Source organism: Pseudomonas sp. 8209 (assembly GCF_028682105.1).
Taxonomy (GTDB): domain Bacteria; phylum Pseudomonadota; class Gammaproteobacteria; order Pseudomonadales; family Pseudomonadaceae; genus Aquipseudomonas; species Aquipseudomonas palmensis.
The window spans coordinates 385,605-411,472 of sequence record NZ_JANIAH010000003.1; the positions used below are offsets into that span (position 1 = coordinate 385,605).

Consider the following 25,868-nt stretch of genomic DNA (forward strand, 5'->3'; position numbering starts at 1 on the left):
TACTGCGGTTTCGCTGGAATCAGCGCTGCCCGTCATTGTGTGCCGATAGCTGCTTCACTCAAGGCTCGCCCGCGGGCAGGCCGCCCGGACCATAGGGGAAATGGCGTAATGGCAACGGTAGACCGCTGGCTGCTGCCAGATGGCATCGAAGAAGTACTGCCACCTGAGGCGGCGCGTATCGAGATCGCGCGTCGTCAGGTGTTGGACCTGTTCCAGAGCTGGGGTTACGAGTTTGTCGTGACCCCGCATATCGAGTACCTGGAATCGCTGCTCACCGGTGCCGGCCAGGACCTGGATCTGCGCACCTTCAAGGTCATCGACCCGCAATCCGGGCGGCAGATGGGCTTTCGGGCCGACATCACGCCACAGGTGGCGCGCATCGACGCGCACACCCTGCGCCGTGAAGGGCCGAGCCGCCTGTGCTATGCCGGCAGCGTGCTGCACGCCTTGCCACGTGCCCTGTCGACCTCGCGCAGCCCGATTCAGCTGGGCGCCGAGCTGTACGGCGATGCCAGCCCGGTCAGCGACGTCGAGGTCATCAGCCTGATGCTGGCCATGCTGCAACTGGCCGACGTGCCGGATGTGCACATGGACCTCGGGCATGTCGGTATCTACCGCGGCCTGGCCCGGGCGGCCGGCCTGTCGGGCGCGGTCGAGCAGCAGTTGTTCGACGCCCTGCAGCGCAAGGCCATCGACGAAGTGATCGAGCTGACCGCCACGCTGCCGGCTGACCTGGCCGGCATGCTGCGTTCGCTGACCGAGCTGTGCGGTGGGCGCGAAGTGCTCGAGCAGGCACGTGTGCGCCTGGGCCGTGCCCCGGCCGCAGTGCTGGCGGCGCTGGATGACCTGATGGCGATCGCCGAGCGCCTCGCCACGCGTTACCCCGAGCTGCCGCTGTATTTCGACCTGGGCGAGTTGCGCGGCTACCACTACCACACCGGTGTGGTGTTTGCCGCCTTCGTGCCAGGCGTCGGCCAGTCGATCGCCCAGGGCGGTCGCTATGACGACATCGGAGCGGACTTTGGCCGGGCACGTCCGGCTACCGGTTTCTCCACGGATTTGAAGACCCTGGTCACACTGGGGCGAGCCGAGGTGGTGTTGCCGTCTGGCGGGATCTGGATGCCCGACAGCAGCGATGCAGCACTTTGGCAGTTGGTCTGCCAATTGCGCAGTGAGGGCCAGCGGGTGGTTCAGGCCTTGCCTGGGCAGCCGCTGACCGCCGCCGTCGAGGCGGATTGCGATCGGCAATTGATTCAGCAAAACGGGCTTTGGCAGGTTCTGCCGCTGGCCATTTGAGATTCCACGCCGGCACGAGCCGGCGCCAAGTTTGCGCGAATGAGGACAAGTGTTATGGGTAAGAATGTCGTAGTCCTGGGCACCCAGTGGGGTGATGAGGGCAAAGGCAAGATCGTCGATCTGCTGACCGAACATGCTGCCGCCGTAGTGCGCTACCAGGGTGGCCACAACGCCGGCCACACCCTGGTGATCGACGGTGAGAAGACCGTGCTGCACCTGATCCCTTCGGGCGTGCTGCGCGAAGGCGTGCAGTGCCTGATCGGCAACGGTGTGGTGGTTGCTCCCGACGCCCTGCTGCGCGAGATCACCAAGCTGGAAGAGAAGGGCGTACCGGTGCGCGAGCGCCTGCGCATCAGCCCGTCCTGCCCGCTGATCCTGTCCTTCCACGTGGCCCTGGACCAGGCCCGCGAAAAGGCCCGTGGCGAGCTGAAGATCGGCACCACCGGTCGCGGCATCGGCCCGGCCTACGAAGACAAGGTTGCGCGTCGTGGCCTGCGTGTGGGCGACCTGCTCAACATGCCACGCTTCGAAGACAAGCTGCGCGAGCTGGTGGACTACCACAACTTCATGCTGGTGGGTTACTACAAGGAGCCGGCCATCGAGTTCGAAAAGACCCTGGCCGAGTGCAAGGAATACGCCGAACTGCTCAAGCCGCTGATGCTGGACGTGACTGCCGAGCTGCACGACCTGCGTCGCGCCGGCAAGGACATCATGTTCGAAGGTGCCCAGGGTTCGCTGCTGGACATCGACCACGGTACCTACCCCTACGTGACCAGCTCCAACACCACCGCCGGTGGCGTTGCGACCGGTTCGGGCGTTGGTCCGATGTTCCTGGACTACATCCTGGGCATCACCAAGGCCTACACCACCCGCGTGGGTTCGGGCCCGTTCCCGACCGAGCTGTTTGACGACGTTGGTGCGCACCTGGCCAAGCAGGGCCACGAATTTGGCGCAACCACCGGCCGTGCCCGTCGTTGCGGCTGGTTCGACGCCGTCATCCTGCGTCGCGCCATCGACGTGAACAGCATCTCGGGCATCTGCCTGACCAAGCTGGACGTGCTCGATGGCCTGGAAACCATCAACATCTGCGTCGGCTACAAGGACGCAGCGGGCAAGGACGTTGCCCCTACCGACGCCGACAGCTACGTGGGCCTGCAGCCTGTGTACGAAGAAGTGCCGGGCTGGAGCGAGTCGACCGTGGGCGCCAAGACCCTGGAAGAACTGCCGGCCAACGCCCGTGCCTACATCAAGCGTGTGGAAGAGCTGATCGGTGCGCCGATCGACATCGTCTCCACCGGCCCGGACCGCAACGAGACCATCGTGCTGCGCCATCCGTTTGCCTGATTCGCTGTAGGCAGTAAAGAACGCCGCTGTCCCTTCGGGTCAGCGGCGTTTTTTTTGGCCATTTGGTGAAAGGGTCATAAAGGTCAGCCCTGACTATGAATTTGACCGGTATGCCTGCTGCCCGGCACGGCCTTTGCTGTAAGAATCGTCCTATAAGGTGCCATCACTATAATGGCCCCGCGATACGGAGGGTTCTTGTGTGTCGGCCGTTCTCTCATTGTTACGAAGCCGCCTGTTGCGGCCTGTCTTTGTTGCGTTGGGTATCGCTCTTTTGGTGCAGGTGCTGGTTGCGGTCGCGCTGACGCGGAGCACGGTGACTGCGCTGGAGGCCGATCTGGGTAATCGCCTGGGTGCAGACAGCCAGAAACTGTCGGGTGAACTGGAACAGGCCGGGCGTGAGCTCAGCTCGGGCCTGGACAGCCTTTCGGCCAGTACCCGCCAGCGTTTGTCCGCCGGGCTATCCGCACGCCTTCAGGAGGAGCAGGCGCAACTGCGCGTCACCCTCGAAAAAAGCCTCAAGGAGTCGGCCAATCACATGGCCGAACTGCTGGCATCGGTTGCGCCACGGGCCATCTGGGATGACGACATACCGGCACTGTCGGAGTTTTCCCGGCGCGCCCAGCGCAATGCCAACGTGCTCTTCGTGGTCTACGACGATGCCCAGGGCCAGCACCTGACCCGCTACCTGAACCGGCAGAACCTGATCAACCAGGCCCTGATGGAAAAGGGCCAGGGCGAACGGGCGCTCGACAAGGTGCTGGATGCGGCGCGCAACGACCCGGCGGTGTACATGATCGAAGCCTCGATCAACCCCAACGGCACCGAGATCGGCAAGGTGGTGATGGGCGTCTCCACGGCGTCGGTCGACAACGAGCTCAAGGCGCTGGACGCGCGCTTCTCGGCGCTGATCGCCAGCGGCGACCAGTTGGTCGGCGACAGCCTGGTGGGCGCTGCGGCCGACAGCAACAAGGCCCTGAGCGCCCGCCTGCAGGCGGCCCAGGCCAGTGCCGCGGCGATGCAGGCCAACACCTCGCAGACCGTGCAGCAAGCAGCGGCGACCCTGCGCTGGAACATCGGCCTGGGGCTGGTGGCGGTGGGCTTCGGCGTATTGCTGGTGGTGGCCGTTGTACTCGGCCGGCGCGTGCTGAGCAAGCTGCGCCTGCTGATTGCCGCGCTCAACGACCTGGCGGCCGGCGACGGCGACCTGACCAAGCGCGTGCCGATCGACAGCCGAGACGAGATCGGCGACATGGCTGCAGCGGTCAACCAGTTCGTCGACAAGCTGCAGCCCATCGTGCGCGAAGCGGGCGAGGTGGCGCAGCGCACCGGGGTCGAGATCGGCACCATGGCGCAGAACAACGCGGGCGCCGATGCGGCGGCCGCTTCGCAGCGCGATGAAGTGGCCGAGAGCCTGCGTGCCCTGTCGAGCATGGCCGATGAGGCCCAGGCCGAAAGCCAGGCCATGCAGGCAGCGTTGCAGCAGGTGGTGGACATTCGCCAGGCCACCGACGAGAACAGCCGTACCTCGGCCCAGGTGGCCAAGCTGATCGAAGCGTTGGCCGGGCAGGTGGGGGCGGGCTCCAAGGTGATCGAGCGGCTGGCCGAGCAGAGCCAGCAGATCGAGGTGGTGCTGGAGGTGATCCACGGGATTGCCGAGCAGACCAACCTGCTGGCGCTCAATGCCGCCATCGAGGCGGCGCGGGCTGGCGAGACCGGGCGCGGGTTTGCCGTGGTGGCCGACGAAGTGCGGGCGCTGGCGAGCAAGACCCAGAGCTCGACCGGCGATATCCAGGCGCACATCGGTGCCTTGCAGCAGGGCGCGCGGGAGGCGGTGGCAGCCATCAGCCAGGCCGGGCGTCAGGCCAGCGAAGGCTTGACCGTGCTCAAGGACAACGCGCGCCTGCAGCAGTCGGTGCAGGTGTCGGTGGAGCAGGTGCATGCGGCGATCGGCCTGGCCACCCGGGCGGCCGAGCAGCAGGCGCAGGGGGCGCAGGCGGTGCGTGGGCGGGTCGAGACGATTCATGCCCAGGCCGAGCGTGCAGCGCAGGTGGTGATGCAGACCACGGCCAGCAGCAAGGTGCTGGATGACCTGGCGGCGCAGTTGAAGGCCAGCCTGGGGCAGTTCAGGGCCTGAGATAGTGTCGTTTGTATCGCGGGTCAAGCCCGCTCCCACAAGGGCCTCATCGATCCTTGTGGGAGCGGGCTTGACCCGCGATGCCTTTCAGGCGCGGTTCAGGTACATCCGCGTCGTCAGCAGGTACACCGGCAACCCCGACACCACAATCAACAGCGCCGCATAGGGCGCCGCCGCCGCGAATTCGACGTTGGCGGTATGTGCCCACACTTCGGTCGCCAGCGTGGTCATGCCGGTGGGGCTGAGCAGCAGGGTGGCGGTCAGCTCCTTCATCGCATCCAGGAACACCAGCGCGAACGCTGCCGCCAGGGCCGGGAAGATGATCGGCAGGGTCACCTTGCAGAACGCCTTGAACGGCGTCGCGCCCAGGGTGCGCGCCGCCTCTTCCAGCTGTGGTGCGGCCTTGGTCAGCGCGGTACGCACCGGCGCCTGCGCCAGCGGCAAGAACAGCAGCGCATAGGCCAGCAACAGCAGGCCGGTGGTCTGGTACAGCGCCGGCACATAGTGCAGGGCGAAATACACCAGGGTCAGCGCAATCACCAGCCCCGGCAGCGCGTGCAGCAAGTAGGGCAGGCGCTCGGCCCAGATCGCCAGGCGGCCCTTGTAGCGCACCACCAGAAAGCTCACCGGTAACGCCAGCAGCAGGCTCACCCCCGCGCCACCCAGTGCCAGCGACAGCGACGAGAACAGCGCCCGGCTGATGTCGGCCACCGGGAAGGCCGCCGACGATCCCACGCTCAGCCAGTAGCCCAGCATGCCCAGCGGGATGCCGCTGCCCAGCACTGCCAGCAGCAGGCAGCTCAACTGCCCCAGTACGCTCCAGCCACCCAGGCGGATCGGCTTGGCGCGGCGTGCCACGCCCTGGCCGATGCGCACGTGCCGCGCCTTGCCGCGTACCCGCAGCTCGAACCACAGCAGCAACAGGCACATGAACAGCAGCACCGCCGAGAGCATCGCCGCATTGGCGTTGCTGAACTCCAGCTCGAACTGCTGGTAGATCGCGGTGGTGAAGGTCTGCAGGCCCAGGATCGACAGCGCGCCGAATTCCACCAGCATGTGCAAGGCAATCAGCAGGCTGCCGCCCAGGATCGACGGCCACAGCAGCGGCAGGGTGACCCGGCGGAACACACCCCAGCGGTTGTAGCCCAGGGTGCGGGCCGATTCTTCAAGCGAGGTGTCGAGGTTGCGCAGGGTCGCGGCCACCGGCAGGAACACCAGTGGATACTTGGACAGCGCCATCACCAGGATCGCCCCGCCCAGCCCCTCGAAGCGCGGGCTCAGCGAGACCCAGGTGAAGCCGCTGACGAACGCCGGCACGGCAAACGGCAGGCACAGGATCACGCCCCACAAGCGCCGCCCGCGCAGGTCGCTGCGCTCCAGCAGCCAGGCCAGGGCCAGGCCGACCACGGCGCAGGCCACGGTCACCCCGGCCATCAGCAGCAGGGTGTTCTTCATCAGGCCCCAGACGAAGGGCCGCCACAGCAGGTACAACGCCTCGCGCCAGCCGGCCTGCCAGGCCTTGAGGCCCACGTACAGCAACGGCAGCAGGCTCAGGCCCACCAGCAGCAGCACCGGCAGCACCACCCAGATCGAGGGGCGCTTGCGGCGCGGAACATAACGCGCCACAGACGGCGCAGGCAGCACGGCTTCCATCAGAGCAGGCCGACCTCGCGCTCAAGTTCCAGGGCTTCCTCGGCATTGCCCAGGTCGGCCGGGGTGATCTTCGGCGGGCGCAGGTCTTCGAACGGCTTCAGGCCCTGGTCCGAGACCATGCCCTTGTGCAGCGGATACTCGGCGGTGGTCTGGGTGATCACGCGCTGGCCTTCTTCGCTGGCCATCCAGGCGAGCAGGGCCTGGGCTTCCTTGGGGTGCTTGCTGGCCTTGACCGCCGCGGCGCTGGAGATGGTCACCAGGCCACCGACGTCGCCGTCGGCCAGGTAGTAGAGCTTGGAGTCCAGTTGGCCGCGCTCTTTCTTGAGGGCGTACCAGTAGTAGTTGTTCACCAGTACGGCAGCCACTTCGCCGTTTTCCACGGCCTTGAGGGCAACCATGTTGTTGGTGTAGGTCTTGCCGAAGGCCTTGAGGCCGGTCAGCCATTCTTCGGCCGCTTCACGCCCGTGCAGCTTGAGGATGGCCACGGCCTGTTCCTGGAACGCGCCGCTGGTGGGCACGAAGCCGACCTTGCCGTCCCACTCGGGGTCGGCGAAGTCCATCACCGATTGGGGCAGGTCTTTTTCGTCGATCACCTTGGGGTTGAAGGCCACCACGCGGGTGCGTGCGGTCACGCCCATCCAGGTGCCGTTGCTGGCCACGTATTCCTTGGGCAGCACTTGCAGGGTCGAATCGTCGATCTTGGCCAGCAGGCCCTTCTCGCCCAGGTTGTTCAGCGGCGGCGATTCTTCGGTATAGATGACGTCGGCCGGGGAGCGTGCGCCTTCTTCCTCGATCTGGCTGGCCAGCTGGTTGCTGCTGCCCTTGCGGATATTGATGTGAATGCCGGTCTTGGCCTCGTAGGCCTTGGCGATGGCTTCGCCGATTTCCTTGTGCTGGCCGTTGTACAGGGTCAGCGTCACAGGGTCGGCGGCCATGGCGGCGGGTGCTGCGAGCACCAGGCTGAACACGGAAACGGCCAGGCCGCGCAAAATCGGGTTGATGCGGATCGTCATGCGGGTGGTTCCTCGCTTGCGGGCTACAAATCTTGAAACAATGATAAACGATATAGTTTCTCAAGTACGCCCGTGAGGAAAAATTCATGAGCTGACTATCGGTTAACTCACTTGATTTGTTGGGCGGGGCGGGGTGGCAACGCAGCGTCCGAATGGGCGGCAGTGGGGTGAGCTCGAATCGCAGGCATAAAAAAACCCGCTTTCGCGGGTTTCTCTAGAATATGGTGCCCAGAAGAAGACTCGAACTTCCACGACCGTAAGGTCACCAGCACCTGAAGCTGGCGTGTCTACCAATTTCACCATCTGGGCAAAGTTGAAGCATTGAAACATGAAACGGTGTAGCGTGTGTTGCGTAAATTCCAGACAGGCAAGCTAATCTGAAACTTGAAAATTGGTGCCCAGAAGAAGACTCGAACTTCCACGACCGTAAGGTCACCAGCACCTGAAGCTGGCGTGTCTACCAATTTCACCATCTGGGCATATCGTCGAGGCTTCATGATGCTTCACATCGCGCCGCTTCTCAACTATAACGACGCTGTCCGTCGTTGTGGTGCGCACTATACGGATGCCCTCGAAGGCTGTAAAGCCCCGTTCAGAAAAAATCTCAAAAATTTCAAGTCGTTGTTCCTTGGGCTGTTTTGGCATCACTCAAGGGCCCTGACGGGGCTGTCAAAGCCTCGGATTTCCGGTTTCAATACGGCTATGCCAAACTAACCCTATATAGACAAGGTGAACCCCTACTAATGGCCGATTGGCAGACCCTCGATCCCGAGGCCGCTCGTGAAGCGGAAAAATACGAAAACCCCATTCCTAGCCGTGAGCTGATCCTCCAGCGCCTTGACGAGCGCGGCTCTCCCGCCGCCCGCGAGCAACTGGTGGAAGAGTTCGGCCTGCAGACCGAGGACCAGATCGAGGCCTTGCGTCGCCGCCTGCGCGCCATGGAGCGCGACGGCCAGCTGATCTACACCCGGCGCGGCACCTATGCCCCGGTAGACAAGCTGGACCTGATCCTGGGTCGCATCTCGGGCCACCGCGACGGTTTCGGTTTTCTCGTCCCCGACGATGGCAGCGACGACCTGTTCCTGAGCCCGGCGCAGATGCGCCTGGTGTTCGATGGCGACCGAGCGCTGGCGCGCGTGTCCGGGCTTGACCGGCGCGGCCGGCGTGAAGGCGTGGTGGTCGAAGTGATCTCCCGTGCCCACGAAAGCATCGTGGGGCGCTACTTCGAGGAAGGCGGGGTGGGCTTCGTGACCCCCGACAACCCCAAGGTCCAGCAGGAAGTGCTGGTAACCCCGGGCCGCAATGCCGGCGCCAAGGTCGGCCAGTTCGTCGAGGTGAAGATCACCCACTGGCCGACCCAGCGCTTCCAGCCGCAGGGCGATATCGTCGAAGTGATCGGCAACTACATGGCGCCGGGCATGGAAATCGACGTGGCGCTGCGCAGCTACGACATTCCCCATGTATGGCCCGAGGCGGTCATCAAGGAAGCGCGCAAGCTCAAGCCTGAAGTCGAAGAGAAGGACAAGGAACACCGCATCGACCTGCGTCACCTGCCGTTCGTCACCATCGACGGCGAAGACGCACGGGACTTCGACGATGCCGTGTACTGCGAAAGCCTGGGCAAGCTGCGCCTGTTCTCCGGTGGCTGGCGCCTGTTCGTGGCGATTGCCGACGTGTCCAGCTACGTGCGCCTGGGCTCTGCCCTGGACAACGAAGCCCAGGTGCGCGGCAACTCGGTGTACTTCCCCGAGCGGGTGATCCCGATGCTGCCCGAGGAACTTTCCAACGGCCTGTGCTCGCTGAACCCGAACGTCGACCGGCTGGCGATGGTCTGTGAAATGACCATCAACAAGTCCGGCCAGATGGTCGATTACCAGTTCTACGAAGCGGTCATCCACTCCCACGCGCGCCTGACCTACAACAAGGTCAGCAGCATGCTCGAACATGCCCGTACCCGTGAAGGCAAGGCGCTGCGCGAGCAGTACAGCCACGTGGTGCCGGACCTCAAGCAGCTGTATGCGCTGTACAAGGTGTTGCTGGCGGCCCGTCACACCCGTGGCGCGATCGACTTCGAAACCCAGGAAACCCGCATCATCTTCGGTGCCGAGCGCAAGATCGCGGAAATTCGCCCGACCGTGCGCAACGATGCGCACAAGTTGATCGAAGAATGCATGCTCGCGGCCAACGTGGCGACGGCCGAGTTCCTCAAGAAGCACGAGATCCCTGCGTTGTACCGCGTGCACGACGGTCCGCCGCCGGAGCGCCTGGAAAAATTGCGCGCCTTCCTCGGCGAGCTGGGGCTTTCGCTGCACAAGGGCAAGGATGGTCCGTCGCCCAAGGACTACCAGGCGCTGCTGTCGCAGATCGCCGGTCGCCCTGACTTCCACCTGATCCAGACCGTGATGCTGCGCTCGCTGAGCCAGGCGGTGTACAGCGCCGACAACAACGGCCACTTCGGCCTGAACTACGAGGCGTACACCCACTTCACCTCGCCGATCCGGCGTTACCCCGACCTGCTGACCCACCGTGCCATCCGCAGCGTGATCCGTTCGCGCCAGGAAACCCCGCACGTCAAGCGGGCCGGCGCGATGAGCATTCCCAAGGCGCGCATCTACCCGTACGACGAGGCGGCCCTGGAGCAGCTGGGCGAGCAGTGCTCGATGAGCGAGCGACGCGCCGACGAAGCCACCCGCGACGTGACCAACTGGCTCAAGTGCGAGTACATGAAGGATCGCGTGGGCGAAAGCTTCCCGGGTGTGATCACCGCGGTGACCGGTTTCGGCCTGTTCATCGAACTGACCGACATCTACGTCGAAGGCATGGTGCACGTCAGTGCCTTGCCGGGTGACTACTACCACTTCGACCCGGTACACCACCGCCTGGCGGGCGAGCGCACCGGTCGCAGCTTCCGCCTGGGCGACACGGTCGAAGTGCGCGTGATGCGCGTGGACCTCGAACAGCGCAAGATCGATTTCGAGATGGCCGAAAACACCCTGAATGCGCCGATCGGTCGCAAGCAGCGTGGTGCCGAGCCTGCCGCCAAGGGCAAGACGGGCGCTGCCTCGGCCAAGTCCAATGGTGCCGCCAAGCCCTACAGCGCGCCGGCCAAGGCCGCCAAGGTCGAAGCGGCGCCGGCCGAGCCGCCGCGCCGCAGCCGCAAGAACGAAACCTCCGAAGCCTATTTCCCGGCCGATGCCGCAGCCAAGAACGCCGAAGTGCGCAAGAGCCGGGAAATGAAGAAGGCGTTGCTGTCCGATGCCAAGAACGCCGTGGGCAAGCCTGCGGCCAAGGGCTCGAAGACGTCTTCGGAGAAACCGAGCAAGCACCGCAAGGGGCCGCCAAAAGCCGGTTCCGCTTCACGTAAACCCAAGGGCAAGTCATGAGTCAGCTGGAAAAGATCTACGGTGTGCATGCGGTGGAGGCCCTGTTGCGCCACCACCCCAAGCGGGTCAAGCAGATCTGGCTGGCCGACAGCCGCAGTGAACCGCGGGTGCAGGCCCTGCTGGAGCTGGCCGCACAGAACCGAGTGACGGTCGGCCAGGCTGAACGCCGCGAGATGGACGCCTGGGTCGAGGGCGTGCACCAGGGCGTGGTCGCCGAGGTCAGCCCGAGCCAGGTGTGGGGCGAGGCGATGCTCGAAGAGCTGCTGGACCGCACCGAAGGCGCGCCGCTGATTCTGGTGCTGGACGGTGTGACCGACCCGCACAACCTGGGCGCCTGCCTGCGCACCGCCGATGCGGCCGGTGCGCTGGCGGTGGTGGTGCCCAAGGACAAGTCGGCGACCCTGACCCCGGCGGTACGCAAGGTGGCGTGTGGCGCTGCCGAGGTGATTCCGCTGGTGGCCGTGACCAACCTGGCGCGTACTCTGGAGAAGCTCCAGCAGCGCGGCCTGTGGGTGGTGGGCACGGCGGGGGAGGCCGAACAGGAACTGTATCAGCAGGACCTGACCGGCCCGACCATCCTGATCATGGGCGCCGAGGGCAAGGGCATGCGCCGCCTGACCCGCGAGCACTGCGATTTTCTGGTGAAGCTGCCGATGGCCGGCAGCGTCAGCAGCCTGAACGTGTCGGTGGCCACGGGCGTGTGCCTGTTCGAGGCGGTGCGTCAGCGTCAGGCCAAGCGCAAGGCCTGATAAGGCGTTGCCACTTTCGCGGGTCAAGCCCGCTCCCACAGGGCTTTCGGTGGCCTGTGTGGGGGCGGGCCTGGCCCGCGATGCTTTCAAGGCTGTTCAAATAATCACCAATTGCCTTGCGTGCGCCCCGGCGCTTCTCTACAATTGCGCCCCTTGCCCCGCTGGCAGGCGCGCATGCGCCCACCGCACAAGGCAAGACAAACAGTGTCATTCACTCCTTGTCTGACCACCCTGGTGGCAGACTACAACCCGTAAGGAGCATTCATGCGTCATTACGAAATCATCTTTCTGGTCCACCCTGACCAGAGCGAGCAAGTCGGCGGCATGGTTGAGCGTTACACCAAGCTGATCGAAGAAGACGGCGGCAAGATCCACCGTCTGGAAGACTGGGGCCGTCGTCAACTGGCCTACGCAATCAACAATGTTCACAAGGCTCACTACGTGATGCTGAACGTTGAGTGCACCGGCAAGGCCCTGGCCGAGCTGGAAGACAACTTCCGCTACAACGATGCCGTGATCCGTAACCTGGTCATCCGTCGCGACGAAGCCGTTACCGGCCAGTCCGAGATGCTCAAGGCTGAAGAAAACCGCAGTGAGCGCCGTGAGCGTCGCGACCGTCCTGAGCACGCTGACAACGCCGAAGGCGATGACAGCGACAACAGCGACAACAGCGATAACGCTGACGAGTAATCCACGGACCTTTTGAGGAGCCTATTACATGGCACGTTTCTTCCGTCGTCGTAAATTCTGCCGCTTCACTGCTGAAGAAGTGAAAGAGATCGATTACAAAGATCTCAACACCCTGAAAGCTTATGTATCCGAAACCGGCAAGATCGTTCCAAGCCGTATCACCGGTACCAAAGCTCGTTATCAGCGTCAGCTGGCTACCGCTATCAAGCGCGCCCGCTTCCTGGCCCTGCTGGCCTACACCGACAGCCACGGCCGCTGAGACCGGGTCGTCGACAGGTAGCAAGGGATAAAGTGCATGCGAGCGTTAGCTGATTTCATCATGCGCGGTCGCGTGCAGGCCACTCTGGTAGTGGTCGGTTGTGCGGCATTGCCGCTGTTGTTCTGGTTGAGTGCCGCCGCCGGGAGCCTGGTGTTCCTGCGGCGCGGTTTCAAGGACGCCTCCGGGATCCTCGCCTGGGCATTGCTGCCCGCGCTGGTCTGGTGGTTCTTCGGTGAACCGCGCACCTTGATGGTGTTGCTGGGAACCTTCGGTCTGGCTGCGTTGCTACGCGCCGGACAGTCCTGGAGCCGGGTGCTGTTGTTCAGCATCGCCTGGGGCCTGGTGTATGGCGTCATCCTGGGTTCGGTGTTCCGCGAACCGATCGAAGCGCTGGCGCAGGTGCTTGAAAAAGCCCTGCCGCAGATGCTCGACGGTCTCTACCAGCAGTTGACGGTAGAAGAGCGGGCCCGCCTGGGGAGCGTGATCGCACCGGTGCTTACCGGCCTGATTGCGGCATTGCTGCAGGCAGTCAGTCTGCTGGCCCTGATGTTGGGTCGCTACTGGCAAGCCGCGTTGTACAACCCGGGAGGCTTTGGCAGCGAGTTTCGCGCCATACGGCTCCCGCTGGTACCGGCGCTGTTGCTGCTGGTGTGCATGCTGATAGCGCCGAATTTCGGCAGCGAACTGGCGATGTTGACACCGTTGTGCAGCGTACCGCTGGTGTTCGCCGGGCTGGCCCTGATTCACGGGCTGGTCGCGCAGAAGCGCCTGGCCAGGTTCTGGCTGGTGGGGATGTACGTGACGCTGGTGCTGTTCATGCAGCTGATTTATCCGTTGCTCGTGGTTCTGGCCATTGTCGACAGCCTGATTGATTTTCGCGGTCGTTCTGCATCGAAAGATGCCGGTGACGCGAACGGTGAAGGTTAAAAGTTAAGAGGTTTATACCTAATGGAACTGATCCTGCTGGAAAAAGTCGCCAACCTGGGCAACCTGGGCGACAAGGTAAATGTTAAGGCCGGTTACGGTCGTAACTTCCTGCTGCCATTCGGCAAGGCTACCGCTGCGACCGCTGCCAACCTGGCTGCGTTCGAAGAGCGTCGCGCCGAGCTGGAAAAACTGGCTGCTGACAAGAAAGCTTCGGCTGAAACCCGCGCTGCCCAACTGGCCGAGCTGGAAGTGACCATCACTGCCACCGCCGGTGACGAAGGCAAGCTGTTCGGTTCGATCGGCACCCACGACATCGCTGACGCCCTGACCGCCTCCGGCGTTGAAGTGGCCAAGTCTGAAGTGCGTCTGCCGAACGGCACCATCCGCAACGTTGGCGAATTCGACGTAGCCGTGCACCTGCACAGCGACGTAGAAGCCACCGTTCGCGTGGTTGTCGTCGCAGCCTAAGCTGGACCAATCGACTGGCACCCTGGGTGCCAGCCGGTTAACATCGGGCACGATCCTGCATTGCAGGTCGTGCCCTTTGTCTTTTTCAACACCCTGATTCCCAAGTGGCCATGAACGAGATAACCGCCCCCGAGCAATATGATCTGCAAACCGCTGCCCTGAAGGTGCCGCCGCATTCCATCGAGGCCGAACAGGCCGTACTCGGTGGCCTGATGCTGGACAACAACGCCTGGGAGCGCGTGCTCGATCAAGTCTCCGACGGCGACTTCTACCGGCATGACCATCGCCTGATCTTCCGCGCCATCTACAAGCTCGCCGACCTCAACACCCCGTTCGACGTGGTGACGCTGCACGAGCAGCTCGACAAGGAAGGCCTGAGCTCCCAGGTCGGTGGCCTGGGTTACCTGGGCGAGCTGGCCAAGAACACCCCGTCGGTGGCCAACATCAAGGCCTATGCGCAGATCATTCGCGAGCGCGCCACACTGCGCCAGCTGATCAGCATCAGCAGCGAGATCGCCGACAGCGCGTTCAACCCCCAGGGCCGCAACGCCGCCGAGATCCTCGACGAGGCCGAACGGCAGATCTTCCAGATCGCCGAAGCGCGGCCCAAGACCGGTGGCCCGGTAGGGGTCAACGAACTGCTGACCAAGGCCATCGACCGCATCGACACGCTGTTCAACTCCGACAGCGCCATCACCGGTATCTCCACCGGCTACACCGACCTGGACGAGAAGACCAGCGGCCTGCAACCGGCCGACCTGATCATCGTGGCCGGCCGTCCGTCGATGGGTAAGACCACCTTCGCCATGAACCTGGTGGAGAACGCCGTGTTGCGCAGTGACAAGGCGGTGCTGGTGTACTCCCTGGAGATGCCAGGCGAATCGCTGATCATGCGTATGCTCTCCTCGCTGGGGCGCATCGACCAGACCAAGGTGCGTTCCGGCCAGCTGGACGACGACGACTGGCCGCGCCTGACTTCGGCGGTCAACCTGCTCAATGACCGCAAGCTGTTCATCGACGACACCGCCGGCATCAGCCCGTCGGAAATGCGCGCACGTACCCGGCGCCTGGTGCGTGAGCATGGCGAGATCGCCATGATCATGATCGACTACCTGCAACTGATGCAGATCCCGGGCTCCAGCGGTGACAACCGTACCAACGAGATTTCCGAGATCTCGCGCTCGCTCAAGGCCCTGGCCAAGGAATTCAACTGCCCGGTCATCGCCCTGTCGCAGCTCAACCGCTCCCTCGAGCAGCGCCCCAACAAGCGCCCGGTGAACTCCGACTTGCGTGAATCGGGTGCGATCGAACAGGACGCCGACGTGATCATGTTCGTGTACCGCGACGAGGTGTACCACCCCGAGACCGAGCACAAGGGCATCGCCGAGATCATCATCGGCAAGCAGCGTAACGGCCCCATCGGCTTCGTGCGCCTGGCGTTCATCGGCAAGTACACGCGCTTCGAGAACCTGGCACCGGGCAGCTACAACTTCGACGACGACGAATAAGGTGCCGATGGCCAATTCCGACTTCTGACGTCGGAATTGGTCAAAATTTGTGCTATATTCCGCGCCCGCGATTTCCCTGATACCAAGAACCGGTCACTGACATGCAAGCAGCCAAACCACTTTTCGACTATCCCAAGTACTGGGCCGAATGCTTCGGGCCAGCGCCATTCCTGCCGATGAGCAGGGAGGAGATGGATCAGCTCGGCTGGGATTCCTGCGACATCATCATCGTCACCGGTGACGCCTACGTCGACCACCCGTCGTTCGGCATGGCCATCATCGGCCGGCTGCTCGAAGCCCAGGGCTTCCGGGTGGGCATCATTGCCCAGCCGAACTGGCAGAGCAAAGACGACTTCATGAAGCTGGGCGAGCCGAACCTGTTCTTCGGTGTCGCGGCCGGCAACATGGACTCGATGATCAACCGCTACACTGCCGACAAGAAGATCCGCTCGGACGACGCTTACACCCCGGGCGGCCTGGCCGGCAAGCGCCCCGACCGTGCCAGCCTGGTCTACAGCCAGCGCTGCAAGGAAGCCTACAAGCACGTGCCGATCGTGCTGGGTGGCATCGAGGCCTCGCTGCGCCGCATCGCGCACTACGACTACTGGCAGGACAAGGTGCGGCACTCGATCCTGATCGACGCCTGCGCCGACATCCTGCTGTACGGCAACGCCGAACGCGCGATCGTCGAAGTCGCCCAGCGCCTGTCCTACGGCCACAAGATCGAAGACATCACCGACATCCGCGGCACCGCCTTCGTGCGCCGCGACACCCCGCAGGGCTGGTACGAAGTGGACTCCACGCGTATCGACCGGCCGGGCAAGGTCGACAAGATCATCAACCCGTACGTGAACACCCAGGACACCCAGGCCTGCGCCATCGAGCAGGAGAAGGGCCCGGTCGAAGACCCGCAGGAAGCCAAGGTGGTGCAGATTCTGGCCAGCCCGCGCATGACCCGCGACAAGACCGTGATCCGCCTGCCGTCCTACGAGAAGGTGCGCAGCGATGCGGTGCTGTACGCCCACGCCAACCGCGTGCTGCACCTGGAAACCAACCCGGGCAACGCCCGTGCGCTGGTGCAGAAGCACGGCGAGGTGGACGTGTGGTTCAACCCGCCGCCCATCCCGATGACCACCGAAGAGATGGACTACGTGTTCGGCATGCCCTATGCGCGCGTCCCGCACCCGGCGTATGGCAAGGAGAAGATCCCGGCCTACGACATGATCCGCTTCTCGGTGAACATCATGCGTGGCTGCTTCGGTGGCTGCACCTTCTGCTCGATCACCGAGCACGAAGGCCGCATCATCCAGAACCGTTCCCACGACTCGATCATTCGCGAGATCGAAGAAATCCGCGACAAGGTGCCGGGCTTTACCGGGGTCATCTCCGACCTGGGCGGGCCGACCGCCAACATGTACCGCATTGCCTGCAAGAGCCCGGAAATCGAATCTGCGTGCCGCAAGCCGTCGTGCGTGTTCCCCGGCATCTGCCCCAACCTGAACACCGACCACTCGGCGCTGATCCAGCTGTACCGCAGTGCGCGTGACCTGCCGGGGGTGAAGAAGATCCTGATCGCCTCGGGCCTGCGCTACGACCTGGCAGTCGAGTCGCCGGAGTACGTCAAGGAACTGGTCACCCACCACGTGGGCGGCTACCTCAAGATTGCCCCGGAGCATACCGAGGAAGGCCCGCTGAACCAGATGATGAAGCCTGGTATCGGCAGCTACGATCGCTTCAAGCGCATGTTCGAGAAGTACTCCAAGGAGGCGGGCAAGGAGCAGTACCTGATCCCGTACTTCATCGCGGCGCACCCGGGCACTACCGACGAAGACATGATGAACCTGGCCCTGTGGCTCAAGGGCAATGGCTTTCGCGCCGACCAGGTGCAGGCGTTCTACCCGTCGCCGATGGCCTCGGCCACTGCCATGTACCACTCGGGCAAGAACCCGTTGCGCAAGGTTACCTACAAGAGCGACGCGGTGACCATCGTCAAGAGCGAGGAGCAGCGCCGCCTGCACAAGGCGTTCCTGCGGTACCACGACCCCAAGGGCTGGCCGATGCTGCGCGAGGCCCTGCAGCGCATGGGGCGTGCCGACCTGATCGGGCCGGCCAAGCACCAGTTGATCCCGCTGCACCAGCCGGCGACCGACAGCTATCAGAGTGCGCGGCGCAAGAACTCGACGCCGGCGGGCAGCCACAAGGTGGCCAAGGAAACCAAGATCCTGACCCAGCACACCGGCTTGCCGCCGCGTGCCAGCGACGGTGCCAAGCCGTGGGACAAGCGCGAGCAGGCCAAGGCGGCCGCCTTTGCGCGTAACCAGGAAGCGGCCAAGGCACGCAAGGACGCCGCCAAGGGTGGCAAGGGCAAGGGCAAGAAGACCCGCGAGCCGGTGTTGCCACGCTGATACGCGTCGCGGCCATCGCGGGTCAAGCCCGCTCCCACAGGTACAGTGCAGATCCATAGGCCACTGACTATCCTGTGGGAGCGGGCTTGACCCGCGATGAGGCCCGCAAGGCCACATCCATCCTTCTCCCCATCCCCGCCACACGCTACCCTGCATCACCTGCCGTCACCGAGCACGCCCATGGCTGACCCGCTGGCCTCACCAAGCCCTGCCTCCTACCACGAGATGTTCGCGGCGGATGGCAGCGTGCGCCCGCATTGGCAGCGCCTGCACCAGCACCTGCAACGCAGCGGCCCCACCCAGCTGGCCCAGCGCCAGGCCCAACTGGCGCGCCATCTGCAGGAAAACGGCGTCACCTACAACATCTACGCCGACCCCGACGGCACCGATCGCCCGTGGGAGCTGGACCTGCTGCCGCAGCTGATCCCCGCGCAGGAGTGGCAGGCGCTGGCGGCGGGCATCGCCCAGCGCGCGCACCTGCTCAACGCGGTACTGGCCGACATCTATGGCCCGCAGCGCCTGATCGGCGAAGGCCTGCTGCCGTCCGAGCTGGTGTTCGGCCACAACAATTTTCTCTGGCCGTGCCAGGGCATCACGCCGCCCGGCTCGACCTTCCTGCATGTGTACGCTGCCGACCTTGCCCGCGGCCCCGATGGGCGCTGGTGGGTCACCGCCGACCGCACCCAGGCGCCCTCCGGGGCCGGCTTCGCGCTGGAGAACCGCACGCTGGTCACGCGCACCCTGCCGGACCTGTACCGCGACCTGCACGTGCAGCACCTGGCCGGCTTCTTTCGCAACCTGCAACAGAGCCTGCTGCGCCTGGCACCCAGCGGCCAGGAACCGCCACTGGTGGTGCTGCTGACCCCGGGGCGCTTCAACGAAAGCTATTTCGAGCACCTGTTCCTCGCCCGCCAGCTGGGTTACCCACTGGTCGAAGGCAGCGACCTGACCGTGCGCGATGCCACGGTTTACCTCAAGACCCTGGGCGGGCTGCGCCGGGTGCACGCGATCATGCGCCGCCTGGACGACGATTTCTGCGACCCGCTGGAACTGCGTACCGACTCGGCCCTCGGCGTGCCCGGCCTGCTCGACGCGGTACGCCAGGGCCGCGTGCTGGTGGCCAATGCGCTGGGCAGCGGGGTGCTCGAATCTCCCGGCCTGCTCGGCTTTCTGCCGGCCATCAACCAGCACCTGTTCGGCGAGGCCCTGAGCCTGCCGTCGATCGCCACCTGGTGGTGCGGCGAGCCGCCTGCGCTGGAGCAGGCCCTGGCCAGGCTGCCGGAACTGCTGATCAAGCCGGCGTTCCCCTCGCAGAGTTTCGCTGCGCTATTCGGGCGCGACCTGGACGACGCGGCGCGCGATGCCTTGGCCGGGCGCATCCGTGCACGCCCGTATGCCTACGTGGCACAGGAACTGGCGCAGTTGTCCCAGGCGCCGGTATGGCAGGGCACGCTGCAGTCGCGGCCGATCGGCATGCGGGTGTATGCGGTGGCCACCGCCGATGGCTACCGGGTGCTGCCCGGCGGCTTGACCCGGGTGGCCGCCCTGGCCGATGCCGAGGTGGTGTCGATGCAGCGCGGCGGGGCCAGCAAGGACACCTGGGTACTCGGTGAGGCGGCCCCGGTCGGCGAACAGTGGCAGGCCAGCCGCACCCTTGGCGTGGCCGATCTGATCCGCCAGGACCCGTACCTGCCCTCGCGGGTCGTGGAAAACCTGTTCTGGTTCGGCCGCTATTGCGAGCGCTGCGACACCAGCGCGCGCCTGCTGCGCATCCTGCTCAGCCGCTACCTGGATGGCGAACATCCATCCACCTGGCAGGCGGCGGTGGCCCTGGCCGAAGAGCTTGAGCTGCTGCCCCCCGAGGGCACCCTGGCCGAGCGCCTGCGCGCCGCCTTGCTCGATGCCGACTGGGCGTTCAGCCTGCGCGCCAACCTGCAGCGCCTGCAATGGACCGCCGCCCAGGTGCGCGGCAAGCTCTCGCGGGAGAACTGGCAGGCGCTGGTGGAGTTGCAGCACGAAGCCCAGGCGCTGGGTGGGCAGACGGCGGACTTCGGCGAGCTGCTGGATTTTCTCAACCGCCTGGTGATGTCGCTGGCGGCGCTGTCCGGCTTTGCCCTGGACGACATGACCCGCGATGAAGGCTGGCGCTTTCTGATGATCGGGCGGCGCATCGAGCGCCTGCAGGGCTTGAGCCTGAGCCTGGCCAGTTTTCTGCGCGGCCCCGGCGCCTTCGACCAGGCAGGCCTGGAATGGCTGCTTGAACTGGGCAACAGCAGCATCACCTACCGCTCGCGCTACCTGGCGGTGGCGCAGTTGATCCCGGTGCTGGACCTGCTCCTGCTCGACCAGCAGAACCCCCATGCGGTGCTGTTCCAGCTCAAGCTGCTGGTGCGTGCCCTGGAGCGATCCAGCGATGAGTTCGGCAGCCCGCCAGACCCGACCCTGGCCCTGCTCGCCGAGCGCCTGTACCACTTCGACCTGGGCAGCCTGGAGCACGCGCTGTTCGGCAAGGCCAGCGTGCGCGCGGTGCTCGATGGCCTGGCCGAGTTGCTGGGCGAGATCGCCAAGGCCAGCCTGCAGGCCTCCGAGCGACTGGCGCTGCGCCACTTCGTGCATGTCGATGACATCAGCCAGCAGACGGTGTCGGCCTGATGAGCGCGCGCTACCAGGTACTGCACGACACCCATTACCGCTATGACAGCCCGGTGTCCCTGGCCCAGCAACTGGTGCATTTGTGGCCACGGGCCTGTGCCTGGCAGCAGTGCGAAGACCGGCAATTGCAGGTCGACCCGCTGCCGACCCGGCGGCGCGACGAGCTCGACGGCTTCGGCAACCCGCTGACCCGGCTGGCGCTGGAGCGCCAGCATGATCAACTGCGCGTGGTGACGCGGGTGCAGGTGAACGTGCTGTCGCGCGCCGCGCCGGTGCTGGCTGCCTCGCCGCCGTGGGAACAGGTGTGCCAGGCGCTGGCGTATTCGGGGCAGGCGCTGACTGCGGCCACGCTGGAGGCGTGCCGCTTTCGTTTCGAGTCGCCGTATGTGCGGCTGAAGCAGCGTTTCGTCGTGTTTGCCGAGCCGTGTTTCGCCCCGGGCCAGCCGTTGCTGCTGTGCGTGCAGGCCCTGATGCAGCAGATTTTCAGCCAGTTCACCTTCGATGCCGGTGCCACCCAGGTGGCTACCCCGCTGGTTGAGGTGCTGCAGCGTCGCCGCGGCGTGTGCCAGGACTTCGCCCACCTGATGCTCGCGTGCCTGCGCTCGCGCGGGCTGGCGGCGCGCTATGTCAGCGGCTACCTGCTGACGCGCCCGCCGCCCGGGCAGGCCCGGCTGATCGGGGCCGATGCCTCGCATGCGTGGGTGTCGGTGTATTGCCCGGTCAACGGCTGGGTGGATTTCGACCCCACCAACAACCTGCTGCCGGCGCTGGAGCACATCACCCTGGCCTGGGGCCGGGATTTTTCCGATGTGTCACCGCTGCGTGGGGTGATTCTGGGCGGGGGCAGCCATGACCCGCAGGTGCAGGTGACGGTGTTGCCGCTGGATGAAGGCCCGGCGTGACGGCCCATCACTCCGGCCGCGCGAATTCGACGTTGCTGCCAGTGGCACCGCAGGCATAGGCAGCCAGCAGGCTGCGCATCAGACTACCAAGGGACATGTCCTGTACTCCTAATTGAGAGGTTGTCTCATCGTCCCTGAATGGCGCATGATGGTCCCGCGGATTTTGTGTATACAATCCATAGCGAAAATTTACTACCAGCGCGCCTAACCTGCCCCTTGACTCATATCAGGCCGGTGGGGGACGCTCTGGGGCAGTATAGAAACGGATAAAAAACCCCTGCCAAGGAGATTCACGATGTTTGCCAAAGCTGTTGCGGTATCCCTGCTGACCCTCGCCAGTGCCCAGGTCTTCGCTGCCGATTGCAAGGTCACGGTCGATTCCACCGACCAGATGTCCTTCAACACCAAGGCCATTGAGATCGACAAGAGCTGCAAGACTTTCACCGTCGAATTGACCCACTCGGGCAACCTGCCGAAGAACGTCATGGGCCACAACCTGGTGATCAGCAAAGAAGCTGACATGCAGCCAATCGCCACCGACGGCCTGAGCGCCGGTATCGACAAGGATTACCTGAAGGAAGGTGATGACCGCGTGATCGCCCACACCAAGGTGATCGGTGCTGGTGAGAAGGACTCGGTGACCTTCGATGTTTCCAAGCTCAAGGCTGACGAGAAGTACGGCTTCTTCTGCTCGTTCCCTGGCCACATCTCGATGATGAAAGGCACTGTTACCCTGAAGTAACCTTGCCTGGTCTGGCCTCTTCGCCGGCAAGGCCGGCTCCTACCGGGTTTCGTGGATACCCGTAGGAGCCGGCCTTGCCGGCGAAGTCGTTTCAAGGGGCGAATGGCATCTCGCGCTTGTGATGCGTCTTCTCGTACGTGCGCCTGATGATCTCGAACGCTTCCTCGCTCACTGCCTCGCCGTGCAGAAACGCATCGATCTGCGCATAGGTCACCCCATGCGATGCCTCGTCCGGCTTGCCCGGCGCCAGGTCTTCCAGGTCGGCGGTCGGCACCTTCTCCACCAGTGATTCCGGCGCGCCAAAGCTGCGTGCGATGTCGCGCACCTGATGTTTCACCAGCCCGCTCAACGGCGCCAGGTCGCAGGCCCCGTCACCGAACTTGGTAAAAAACCCCATCACCGCCTCGGCCGCGTGATCCGTGCCGATCACCAGCCCGCCACGTGCCCCGGCAATGGTGTACTGCGCCACCATGCGCATGCGCGCCTTGGTGTTGCCCACCACGAAATCCACCAGCGCCGGCTTGCCGTCCCTGAGCGCCTCGACCTCGGCCGCCAGCGCCTGCACCGCCGGCGCGATGTTCACCGTATGGCATTCGTCAGGCTGGATGAAATCGATGCACGCCTGGGCGTCATGCTCGTCATGCTGCACCTGATACGGCAGGCGTACGGCGATGAAGCGGTAATGCACATCGCCCGTCTGTTCGCGCAGCTCGTTGATCGCGCGCTGGGCGAGCAGGGCGCCGGTCAGCGAGTCGACACCACCGCTGATGCCCAGCACCAGGGTCTTGAGCCCGGCGTTCTTCAGGCATTGCTGGATGAAGGCCACGCGCCGGGCCTTCTCGGCCTCGAGCGCGGCCGCGTCGGCGAACGGCGGCTGAACCTTGAGCTGCTGCGCAATCTCTCGCTGGACGGCTTGCATGGGTTACTCCTTGGGCACTTTGAATACGTGGCGCAGGTAGGCGACGAAGTTGGCGTCGCGGCATTGGGTCTTGGCCGCTTCATCGGAAATCTTCGCCACGGGCTGGCCGTTGCAGTCGGTCATTTTAAGTACGATGCTCATCGGCGCCACCCCGGGAATGTCACAGGTGAGGTTGGTGCCGATGCCGAAGCTGACATTGATGCGCCCGCGCAAGGCGCGGAATATCTCCAGGGTCTTGGTCAGGTTCAGCCCGTCCGAGAACACCAGCGTCTTGGTCATCGGGTCGATCCCCAGCTTGCGGTAATGCGCGATGGCCTTCTCTGCCCATTGCACCGGATCGCCGGAGTCATGGCGCAGGCCGTCGAAGAGCTTGGCGAAGTACAGGTCGAAGTCGCCGAGGAATGCATCCATGGTGATGCAGTCGGTCAGTGCTATTCCCAACAGCCCGCGGTACTCGCGCACCCAGCAGTCCAGGGCGGCGATCTGGCTGTCGATCAGCCGCGGGCCGAGCTGCTGGTGGGCCATGATCCACTCGTGGGCCATGGTGCCCAGCGGTTTGATATCCAGTTTGCGTGCCAGGTGCACGTTGCTGGTGCCCACGAAGCGCGCCGGGAACTCCGCCGTCAGCACCTTCACCACCTGTTCCTGGACCTTGTAGGAGAAGCGTCGGCGGGTGCCGAAGTCGGCCACCTGCAGTTCGGCCAGCTCCTCGCTGCTGGCATTGGCGCGCAGCCAGTCGAACTTGCGGTACAGCTGGTCGCGTGCATCCACCAGCTTGATCTGTGGATAACGGTGCTGGTTGCGCACCTCGCTGATGATCGCCAGCAGCGGCACCTCGAACAGGATCACGTGCAGCCACGGACCGTGCAGGCGCAATACCAGTTCGTCGTGCTCGATGGCCAGGTGCAGGTAGCGCAGGTTGAAGCGAAACAGCCCCAGAAAGCGCAGGAAGTCCGGCTTCATGAAGCTGATCTGCTCCAGGAAGCCCAACTGCTCGGCACTGATGCTCAGCTCGCTGAGGCGCTCGATCTGTGCGCGGATCTGCGCCAGATAGGGGCGCAGGTCTTCGCCGTTGCGGCAGCGGAACTCCCACTCCACATCCACGTTGGGGTAGTTGTGCAGCACCGCCTGCATCATCGTCAGCTTGTAGAAATCGGTATCGAGCAGGCTCTGCACGATGCGGTTGGCGAAGGCACTTTCGCTCATAAAGGACTCCAGGTCGGGCGTGCGCCCATCCGGGGCCGCCAATGCAGCCCATTGTGCCAGTCTTTTTGCCGCTGAGGCCGGCGCCGACGGGGTTATTCGGTAGCAGGCTATGGGTAGCGGCGGTTTTCGCATTGGCCAGCTAGCCTCTTATGGTGCCCGCTGTAGCAGATGCGCACCAAGGATGTGCAGTTCGGTTACGTATCTTGTTACAGGCTGGTTGCACGTAAACACAGGTCAGGGTTGCAATGATGGCACTCAAGGGTTGCGCTTCAAGCGGTTCGTGGGTGGCGCCAGGTGCAGGGCAGGAGGTTGCACGGCCCGTGGAAAAGGCGCGGAAGCGGCGCCTGCCGAACCTGATCGCGAGTTTTTACAGAATAAAAATCCAATGGCACGGCCCTTGCTCATCGCAATTGCTGAACGTTGTAGTGCCAACCAAAAAAACTCAGGAGCACCACCTCATGTCGCAGACGTTTTACAAGAAAGGCTTTCTGGCCCTCGCCGTTGCCACGGCGATGGGCGTGTCTTCGTATGTACAGGCCGACGTCAAGATCGGTGTAGCGGGCCCGATGACCGGTGCCAACGCGGCGTTTGGCGAGCAATACATGAAAGGTGCGCAGGCGGCCACCGACAAGATCAATGCCGCGGGCGGCATCAACGGCGAGAAGATCGTGCTGGTCAAGGGCGACGATGCCTGCGAGCCCAAGCAGGCGGTGGCCGTGGCCAACCGCCTGGTCGACCAGGACAAGGTCATCGGCGTGGTCGGGCACTTCTGCTCGTCCAACACCATCCCGGCGTCGGAGGTGTACGACGAGGCCGGGGTCATCGCCATCACCCCCGGCTCGACCAACCCGCAGGTCACCGAACGTGGCCTGAGCGCCATGTTCCGCATGTGCGGGCGCGACGATCAGCAGGGCATCGTGGCCGGCGACTACATCGTCGATGTGCTCAAGGGCAAGAAGGTTGCCGTGCTGCACGACAAGGACACCTATGGCCAGGGCCTGGCCGACGCCACCAAGGCGCAGTTGACCAAGCGCGGCGTCACCCCGGTGCTGTACTAGGGCCTGACCCGTGGCGAGAAGGACTTCAGCGCCGTGGTCACCAAGATCCGCTCCACCGGTGCCGATGTGGTCTACTTCGGCGGCCTGCACCCCGAAGCCGGCCCGCTGGTACGCCAGTTGCGCGAGCAGGGGCTCAAGGACGTCAAGTTCATGTCCGACGACGGCATCGTCACCGACGAACTGGTGTCGACCGCCGGCGGCAAGCAGTACGTCGATGGCGTGTACATGACCTTTGGCGCCGACCCGCGCCTGCTGCCCGACAGCAAGGCGGTGGTGGACGAGTTCCGCAAGGCCGGTACCGAGCCCGAAGGCTACACCCTGTACGCCTACGCCTCGATCCAGGCCCTGGCCGCCGCGTTCAACGGTTCCAAGTCGAACAAGGGTGAAGACGCTGCCAAGTGGCTCAAGGCCAACCCGGTGCAGACCGTGATGGGCGAGAAGAAGTGGGACGCCAAGGGTGACCTGACCGTGTCCGACTACGTGGTCTACCAGTGGGACAAGGACGGCAAGTATCACCAACTGGAAAAACAAAAATAACAACGGCCGGCACCCCGGGCACT

General features: G+C 64.3%; 18 protein-coding genes, 2 tRNA genes and 1 pseudogene. 15 read left to right on the plus strand and 6 right to left on the minus strand.

What is annotated here, in order from left to right:
• Window positions 1–108 precede the first annotated feature (108 nt).
• The 3 genes from NP552_RS08515 to NP552_RS08525 all read left to right on the plus strand — a co-directional run bounded on the left by NP552_RS08515 (window position 109) and on the right by NP552_RS08525 (window position 4,774).
• Entirely contained in the window at window positions 109–1,296 is a 1,188-nt protein-coding gene (locus tag NP552_RS08515) for an ATP phosphoribosyltransferase regulatory subunit (RefSeq protein WP_043863531.1), read from the plus strand.
• 54 nt (window positions 1,297–1,350) lie between these two features.
• Complete coding sequence (locus NP552_RS08520; protein WP_043863530.1) at window positions 1,351–2,640, plus strand: adenylosuccinate synthase; 1,290 nt, start codon at window positions 1,351–1,353, stop codon at window positions 2,638–2,640.
• Between the two features lie 199 nt (window positions 2,641–2,839).
• Window positions 2,840–4,774 carry a methyl-accepting chemotaxis protein gene (locus NP552_RS08525; protein WP_274096634.1) on the plus strand — a complete coding sequence of 645 codons (1,935 nt, stop codon included), beginning with the start codon at window positions 2,840–2,842 and terminating at the stop codon, window positions 4,772–4,774.
• Between the two features lie 87 nt (window positions 4,775–4,861).
• Here the strand turns inward: NP552_RS08525 and NP552_RS08530 are convergent, their stop codons facing one another.
• From NP552_RS08530 to NP552_RS08545, 4 genes are all read right to left on the minus strand, one after another.
• Complete coding sequence (locus NP552_RS08530) at window positions 4,862–6,427, minus strand: ABC transporter permease (RefSeq protein ID WP_043863528.1); 1,566 nt, start codon at window positions 6,425–6,427, stop codon at window positions 4,862–4,864.
• On the minus strand, window positions 6,427–7,440 hold the full coding sequence (locus NP552_RS08535) for an extracellular solute-binding protein (RefSeq protein WP_043863527.1): 1,014 nt from the start codon (window positions 7,438–7,440) through the stop codon (window positions 6,427–6,429). The genes NP552_RS08530 and NP552_RS08535 overlap by 1 nt, the downstream gene beginning before the upstream one ends.
• Window positions 7,441–7,662: 222 nt before the next feature.
• Window positions 7,663–7,749, minus strand: a tRNA-Leu gene (locus tag NP552_RS08540).
• Between the two features lie 83 nt (window positions 7,750–7,832).
• Window positions 7,833–7,919 (minus strand) — tRNA-Leu (locus tag NP552_RS08545).
• 264 nt (window positions 7,920–8,183) lie between these two features.
• On the opposite strand from NP552_RS08545, the gene rnr reads away from it, so the two are divergent.
• From rnr to azu, 11 genes are all read left to right on the plus strand, one after another.
• Window positions 8,184–10,823 (plus strand): ribonuclease R, encoded by a 2,640-nt coding sequence (gene rnr / locus NP552_RS08550; protein WP_054916173.1) that lies wholly within the window; start codon window positions 8,184–8,186, stop codon window positions 10,821–10,823.
• Window positions 10,820–11,572, plus strand: a complete 753-nt coding sequence (gene rlmB / locus NP552_RS08555; protein WP_043863525.1) for a 23S rRNA (guanosine(2251)-2'-O)-methyltransferase RlmB — start codon at window positions 10,820–10,822, stop codon at window positions 11,570–11,572. The genes rnr and rlmB overlap by 4 nt, the downstream gene beginning before the upstream one ends.
• A gap of 264 nt (window positions 11,573–11,836) precedes the next feature.
• Entirely contained in the window at window positions 11,837–12,262 is a 426-nt protein-coding gene (gene rpsF, locus NP552_RS08560) for a 30S ribosomal protein S6 (protein ID WP_043863524.1), read from the plus strand.
• A gap of 28 nt (window positions 12,263–12,290) precedes the next feature.
• A complete protein-coding gene (gene rpsR / locus NP552_RS08565) occupies window positions 12,291–12,521 on the plus strand; it encodes a 30S ribosomal protein S18 (protein WP_003171373.1) in 231 nt (76 codons plus the stop codon).
• A gap of 36 nt (window positions 12,522–12,557) precedes the next feature.
• Window positions 12,558–13,448, plus strand: a complete 891-nt coding sequence (locus tag NP552_RS08570; RefSeq protein ID WP_043863523.1) for a hypothetical protein — start codon at window positions 12,558–12,560, stop codon at window positions 13,446–13,448.
• A gap of 21 nt (window positions 13,449–13,469) precedes the next feature.
• On the plus strand, window positions 13,470–13,916 hold the full coding sequence (gene rplI / locus NP552_RS08575) for a 50S ribosomal protein L9 (RefSeq protein ID WP_043863522.1): 447 nt from the start codon (window positions 13,470–13,472) through the stop codon (window positions 13,914–13,916).
• A 110-nt stretch (window positions 13,917–14,026) separates the two neighbouring features.
• On the plus strand, window positions 14,027–15,424 hold the full coding sequence (gene dnaB / locus NP552_RS08580; RefSeq protein WP_043863521.1) for a replicative DNA helicase: 1,398 nt from the start codon (window positions 14,027–14,029) through the stop codon (window positions 15,422–15,424).
• Window positions 15,425–15,525: 101 nt separating this feature from the next.
• Window positions 15,526–17,829, plus strand: coding sequence for a YgiQ family radical SAM protein (locus tag NP552_RS08585; RefSeq protein WP_043863520.1), 2,304 nt, complete (start codon window positions 15,526–15,528; stop codon window positions 17,827–17,829).
• A gap of 180 nt (window positions 17,830–18,009) precedes the next feature.
• Window positions 18,010–20,481 carry a circularly permuted type 2 ATP-grasp protein gene (locus tag NP552_RS08590; protein ID WP_274096635.1) on the plus strand — a complete coding sequence of 824 codons (2,472 nt, stop codon included), beginning with the start codon at window positions 18,010–18,012 and terminating at the stop codon, window positions 20,479–20,481.
• Window positions 20,481–21,383, plus strand: coding sequence for a transglutaminase family protein (locus NP552_RS08595; RefSeq protein ID WP_058541585.1), 903 nt, complete (start codon window positions 20,481–20,483; stop codon window positions 21,381–21,383). The genes NP552_RS08590 and NP552_RS08595 overlap by 1 nt, the downstream gene beginning before the upstream one ends.
• 295 nt (window positions 21,384–21,678) lie before the next feature.
• Window positions 21,679–22,125, plus strand: coding sequence for an azurin (gene azu / locus NP552_RS08600; protein WP_043863517.1), 447 nt, complete (start codon window positions 21,679–21,681; stop codon window positions 22,123–22,125).
• Window positions 22,126–22,216: 91 nt separating this feature from the next.
• On the opposite strand, the gene nadE is transcribed toward azu, so the two are convergent.
• On the minus strand, window positions 22,217–23,044 hold the full coding sequence (gene nadE, locus NP552_RS08605) for an ammonia-dependent NAD(+) synthetase (protein ID WP_043863516.1): 828 nt from the start codon (window positions 23,042–23,044) through the stop codon (window positions 22,217–22,219).
• 3 nt (window positions 23,045–23,047) lie between these two features.
• Entirely contained in the window at window positions 23,048–24,250 is a 1,203-nt protein-coding gene (gene pncB / locus NP552_RS08610) for a nicotinate phosphoribosyltransferase (protein ID WP_043863515.1), read from the minus strand.
• A gap of 458 nt (window positions 24,251–24,708) precedes the next feature.
• Between pncB and NP552_RS08615 the strand changes: the two are divergent.
• A pseudogene (locus NP552_RS08615) lies at window positions 24,709–25,845 on the plus strand (branched-chain amino acid ABC transporter substrate-binding protein).
• The last annotated feature ends 23 nt before the right edge of the window (window positions 25,846–25,868 follow it).

Excerpts from the sequence above, each read along its gene's own strand:
- NP552_RS08515 (WP_043863531.1), top strand. The coding sequence starts at position 109 with ATGGCAACGGTAGACCGCTGGCTGCTGCCAGATGGCATCGAAGAAGTA.
- NP552_RS08520 (WP_043863530.1), top strand. The coding sequence starts at position 1,351 with ATGGGTAAGAATGTCGTAGTCCTGGGCACCCAGTGGGGTGATGAGGGC.
- NP552_RS08530 (WP_043863528.1), bottom strand. The coding sequence starts at position 6,427 with ATGGAAGCCGTGCTGCCTGCGCCGTCTGTGGCGCGTTATGTTCCGCGC.
- NP552_RS08535 (WP_043863527.1), bottom strand. The coding sequence starts at position 7,440 with ATGACGATCCGCATCAACCCGATTTTGCGCGGCCTGGCCGTTTCCGTG.
- rnr (WP_054916173.1), top strand. The coding sequence starts at position 8,184 with ATGGCCGATTGGCAGACCCTCGATCCCGAGGCCGCTCGTGAAGCGGAA.
- rlmB (WP_043863525.1), top strand. The coding sequence starts at position 10,820 with ATGAGTCAGCTGGAAAAGATCTACGGTGTGCATGCGGTGGAGGCCCTG.
- rpsF (WP_043863524.1), top strand. The coding sequence starts at position 11,837 with ATGCGTCATTACGAAATCATCTTTCTGGTCCACCCTGACCAGAGCGAG.
- rpsR (WP_003171373.1), top strand. The coding sequence starts at position 12,291 with ATGGCACGTTTCTTCCGTCGTCGTAAATTCTGCCGCTTCACTGCTGAA.
- NP552_RS08570 (WP_043863523.1), top strand. The coding sequence starts at position 12,558 with ATGCGAGCGTTAGCTGATTTCATCATGCGCGGTCGCGTGCAGGCCACT.
- rplI (WP_043863522.1), top strand. The coding sequence starts at position 13,470 with ATGGAACTGATCCTGCTGGAAAAAGTCGCCAACCTGGGCAACCTGGGC.
- dnaB (WP_043863521.1), top strand. The coding sequence starts at position 14,027 with ATGAACGAGATAACCGCCCCCGAGCAATATGATCTGCAAACCGCTGCC.
- NP552_RS08585 (WP_043863520.1), top strand. The coding sequence starts at position 15,526 with ATGCAAGCAGCCAAACCACTTTTCGACTATCCCAAGTACTGGGCCGAA.
- NP552_RS08590 (WP_274096635.1), top strand. The coding sequence starts at position 18,010 with ATGGCTGACCCGCTGGCCTCACCAAGCCCTGCCTCCTACCACGAGATG.
- NP552_RS08595 (WP_058541585.1), top strand. The coding sequence starts at position 20,481 with ATGAGCGCGCGCTACCAGGTACTGCACGACACCCATTACCGCTATGAC.
- azu (WP_043863517.1), top strand. The coding sequence starts at position 21,679 with ATGTTTGCCAAAGCTGTTGCGGTATCCCTGCTGACCCTCGCCAGTGCC.
- nadE (WP_043863516.1), bottom strand. The coding sequence starts at position 23,044 with ATGCAAGCCGTCCAGCGAGAGATTGCGCAGCAGCTCAAGGTTCAGCCG.
- pncB (WP_043863515.1), bottom strand. The coding sequence starts at position 24,250 with ATGAGCGAAAGTGCCTTCGCCAACCGCATCGTGCAGAGCCTGCTCGAT.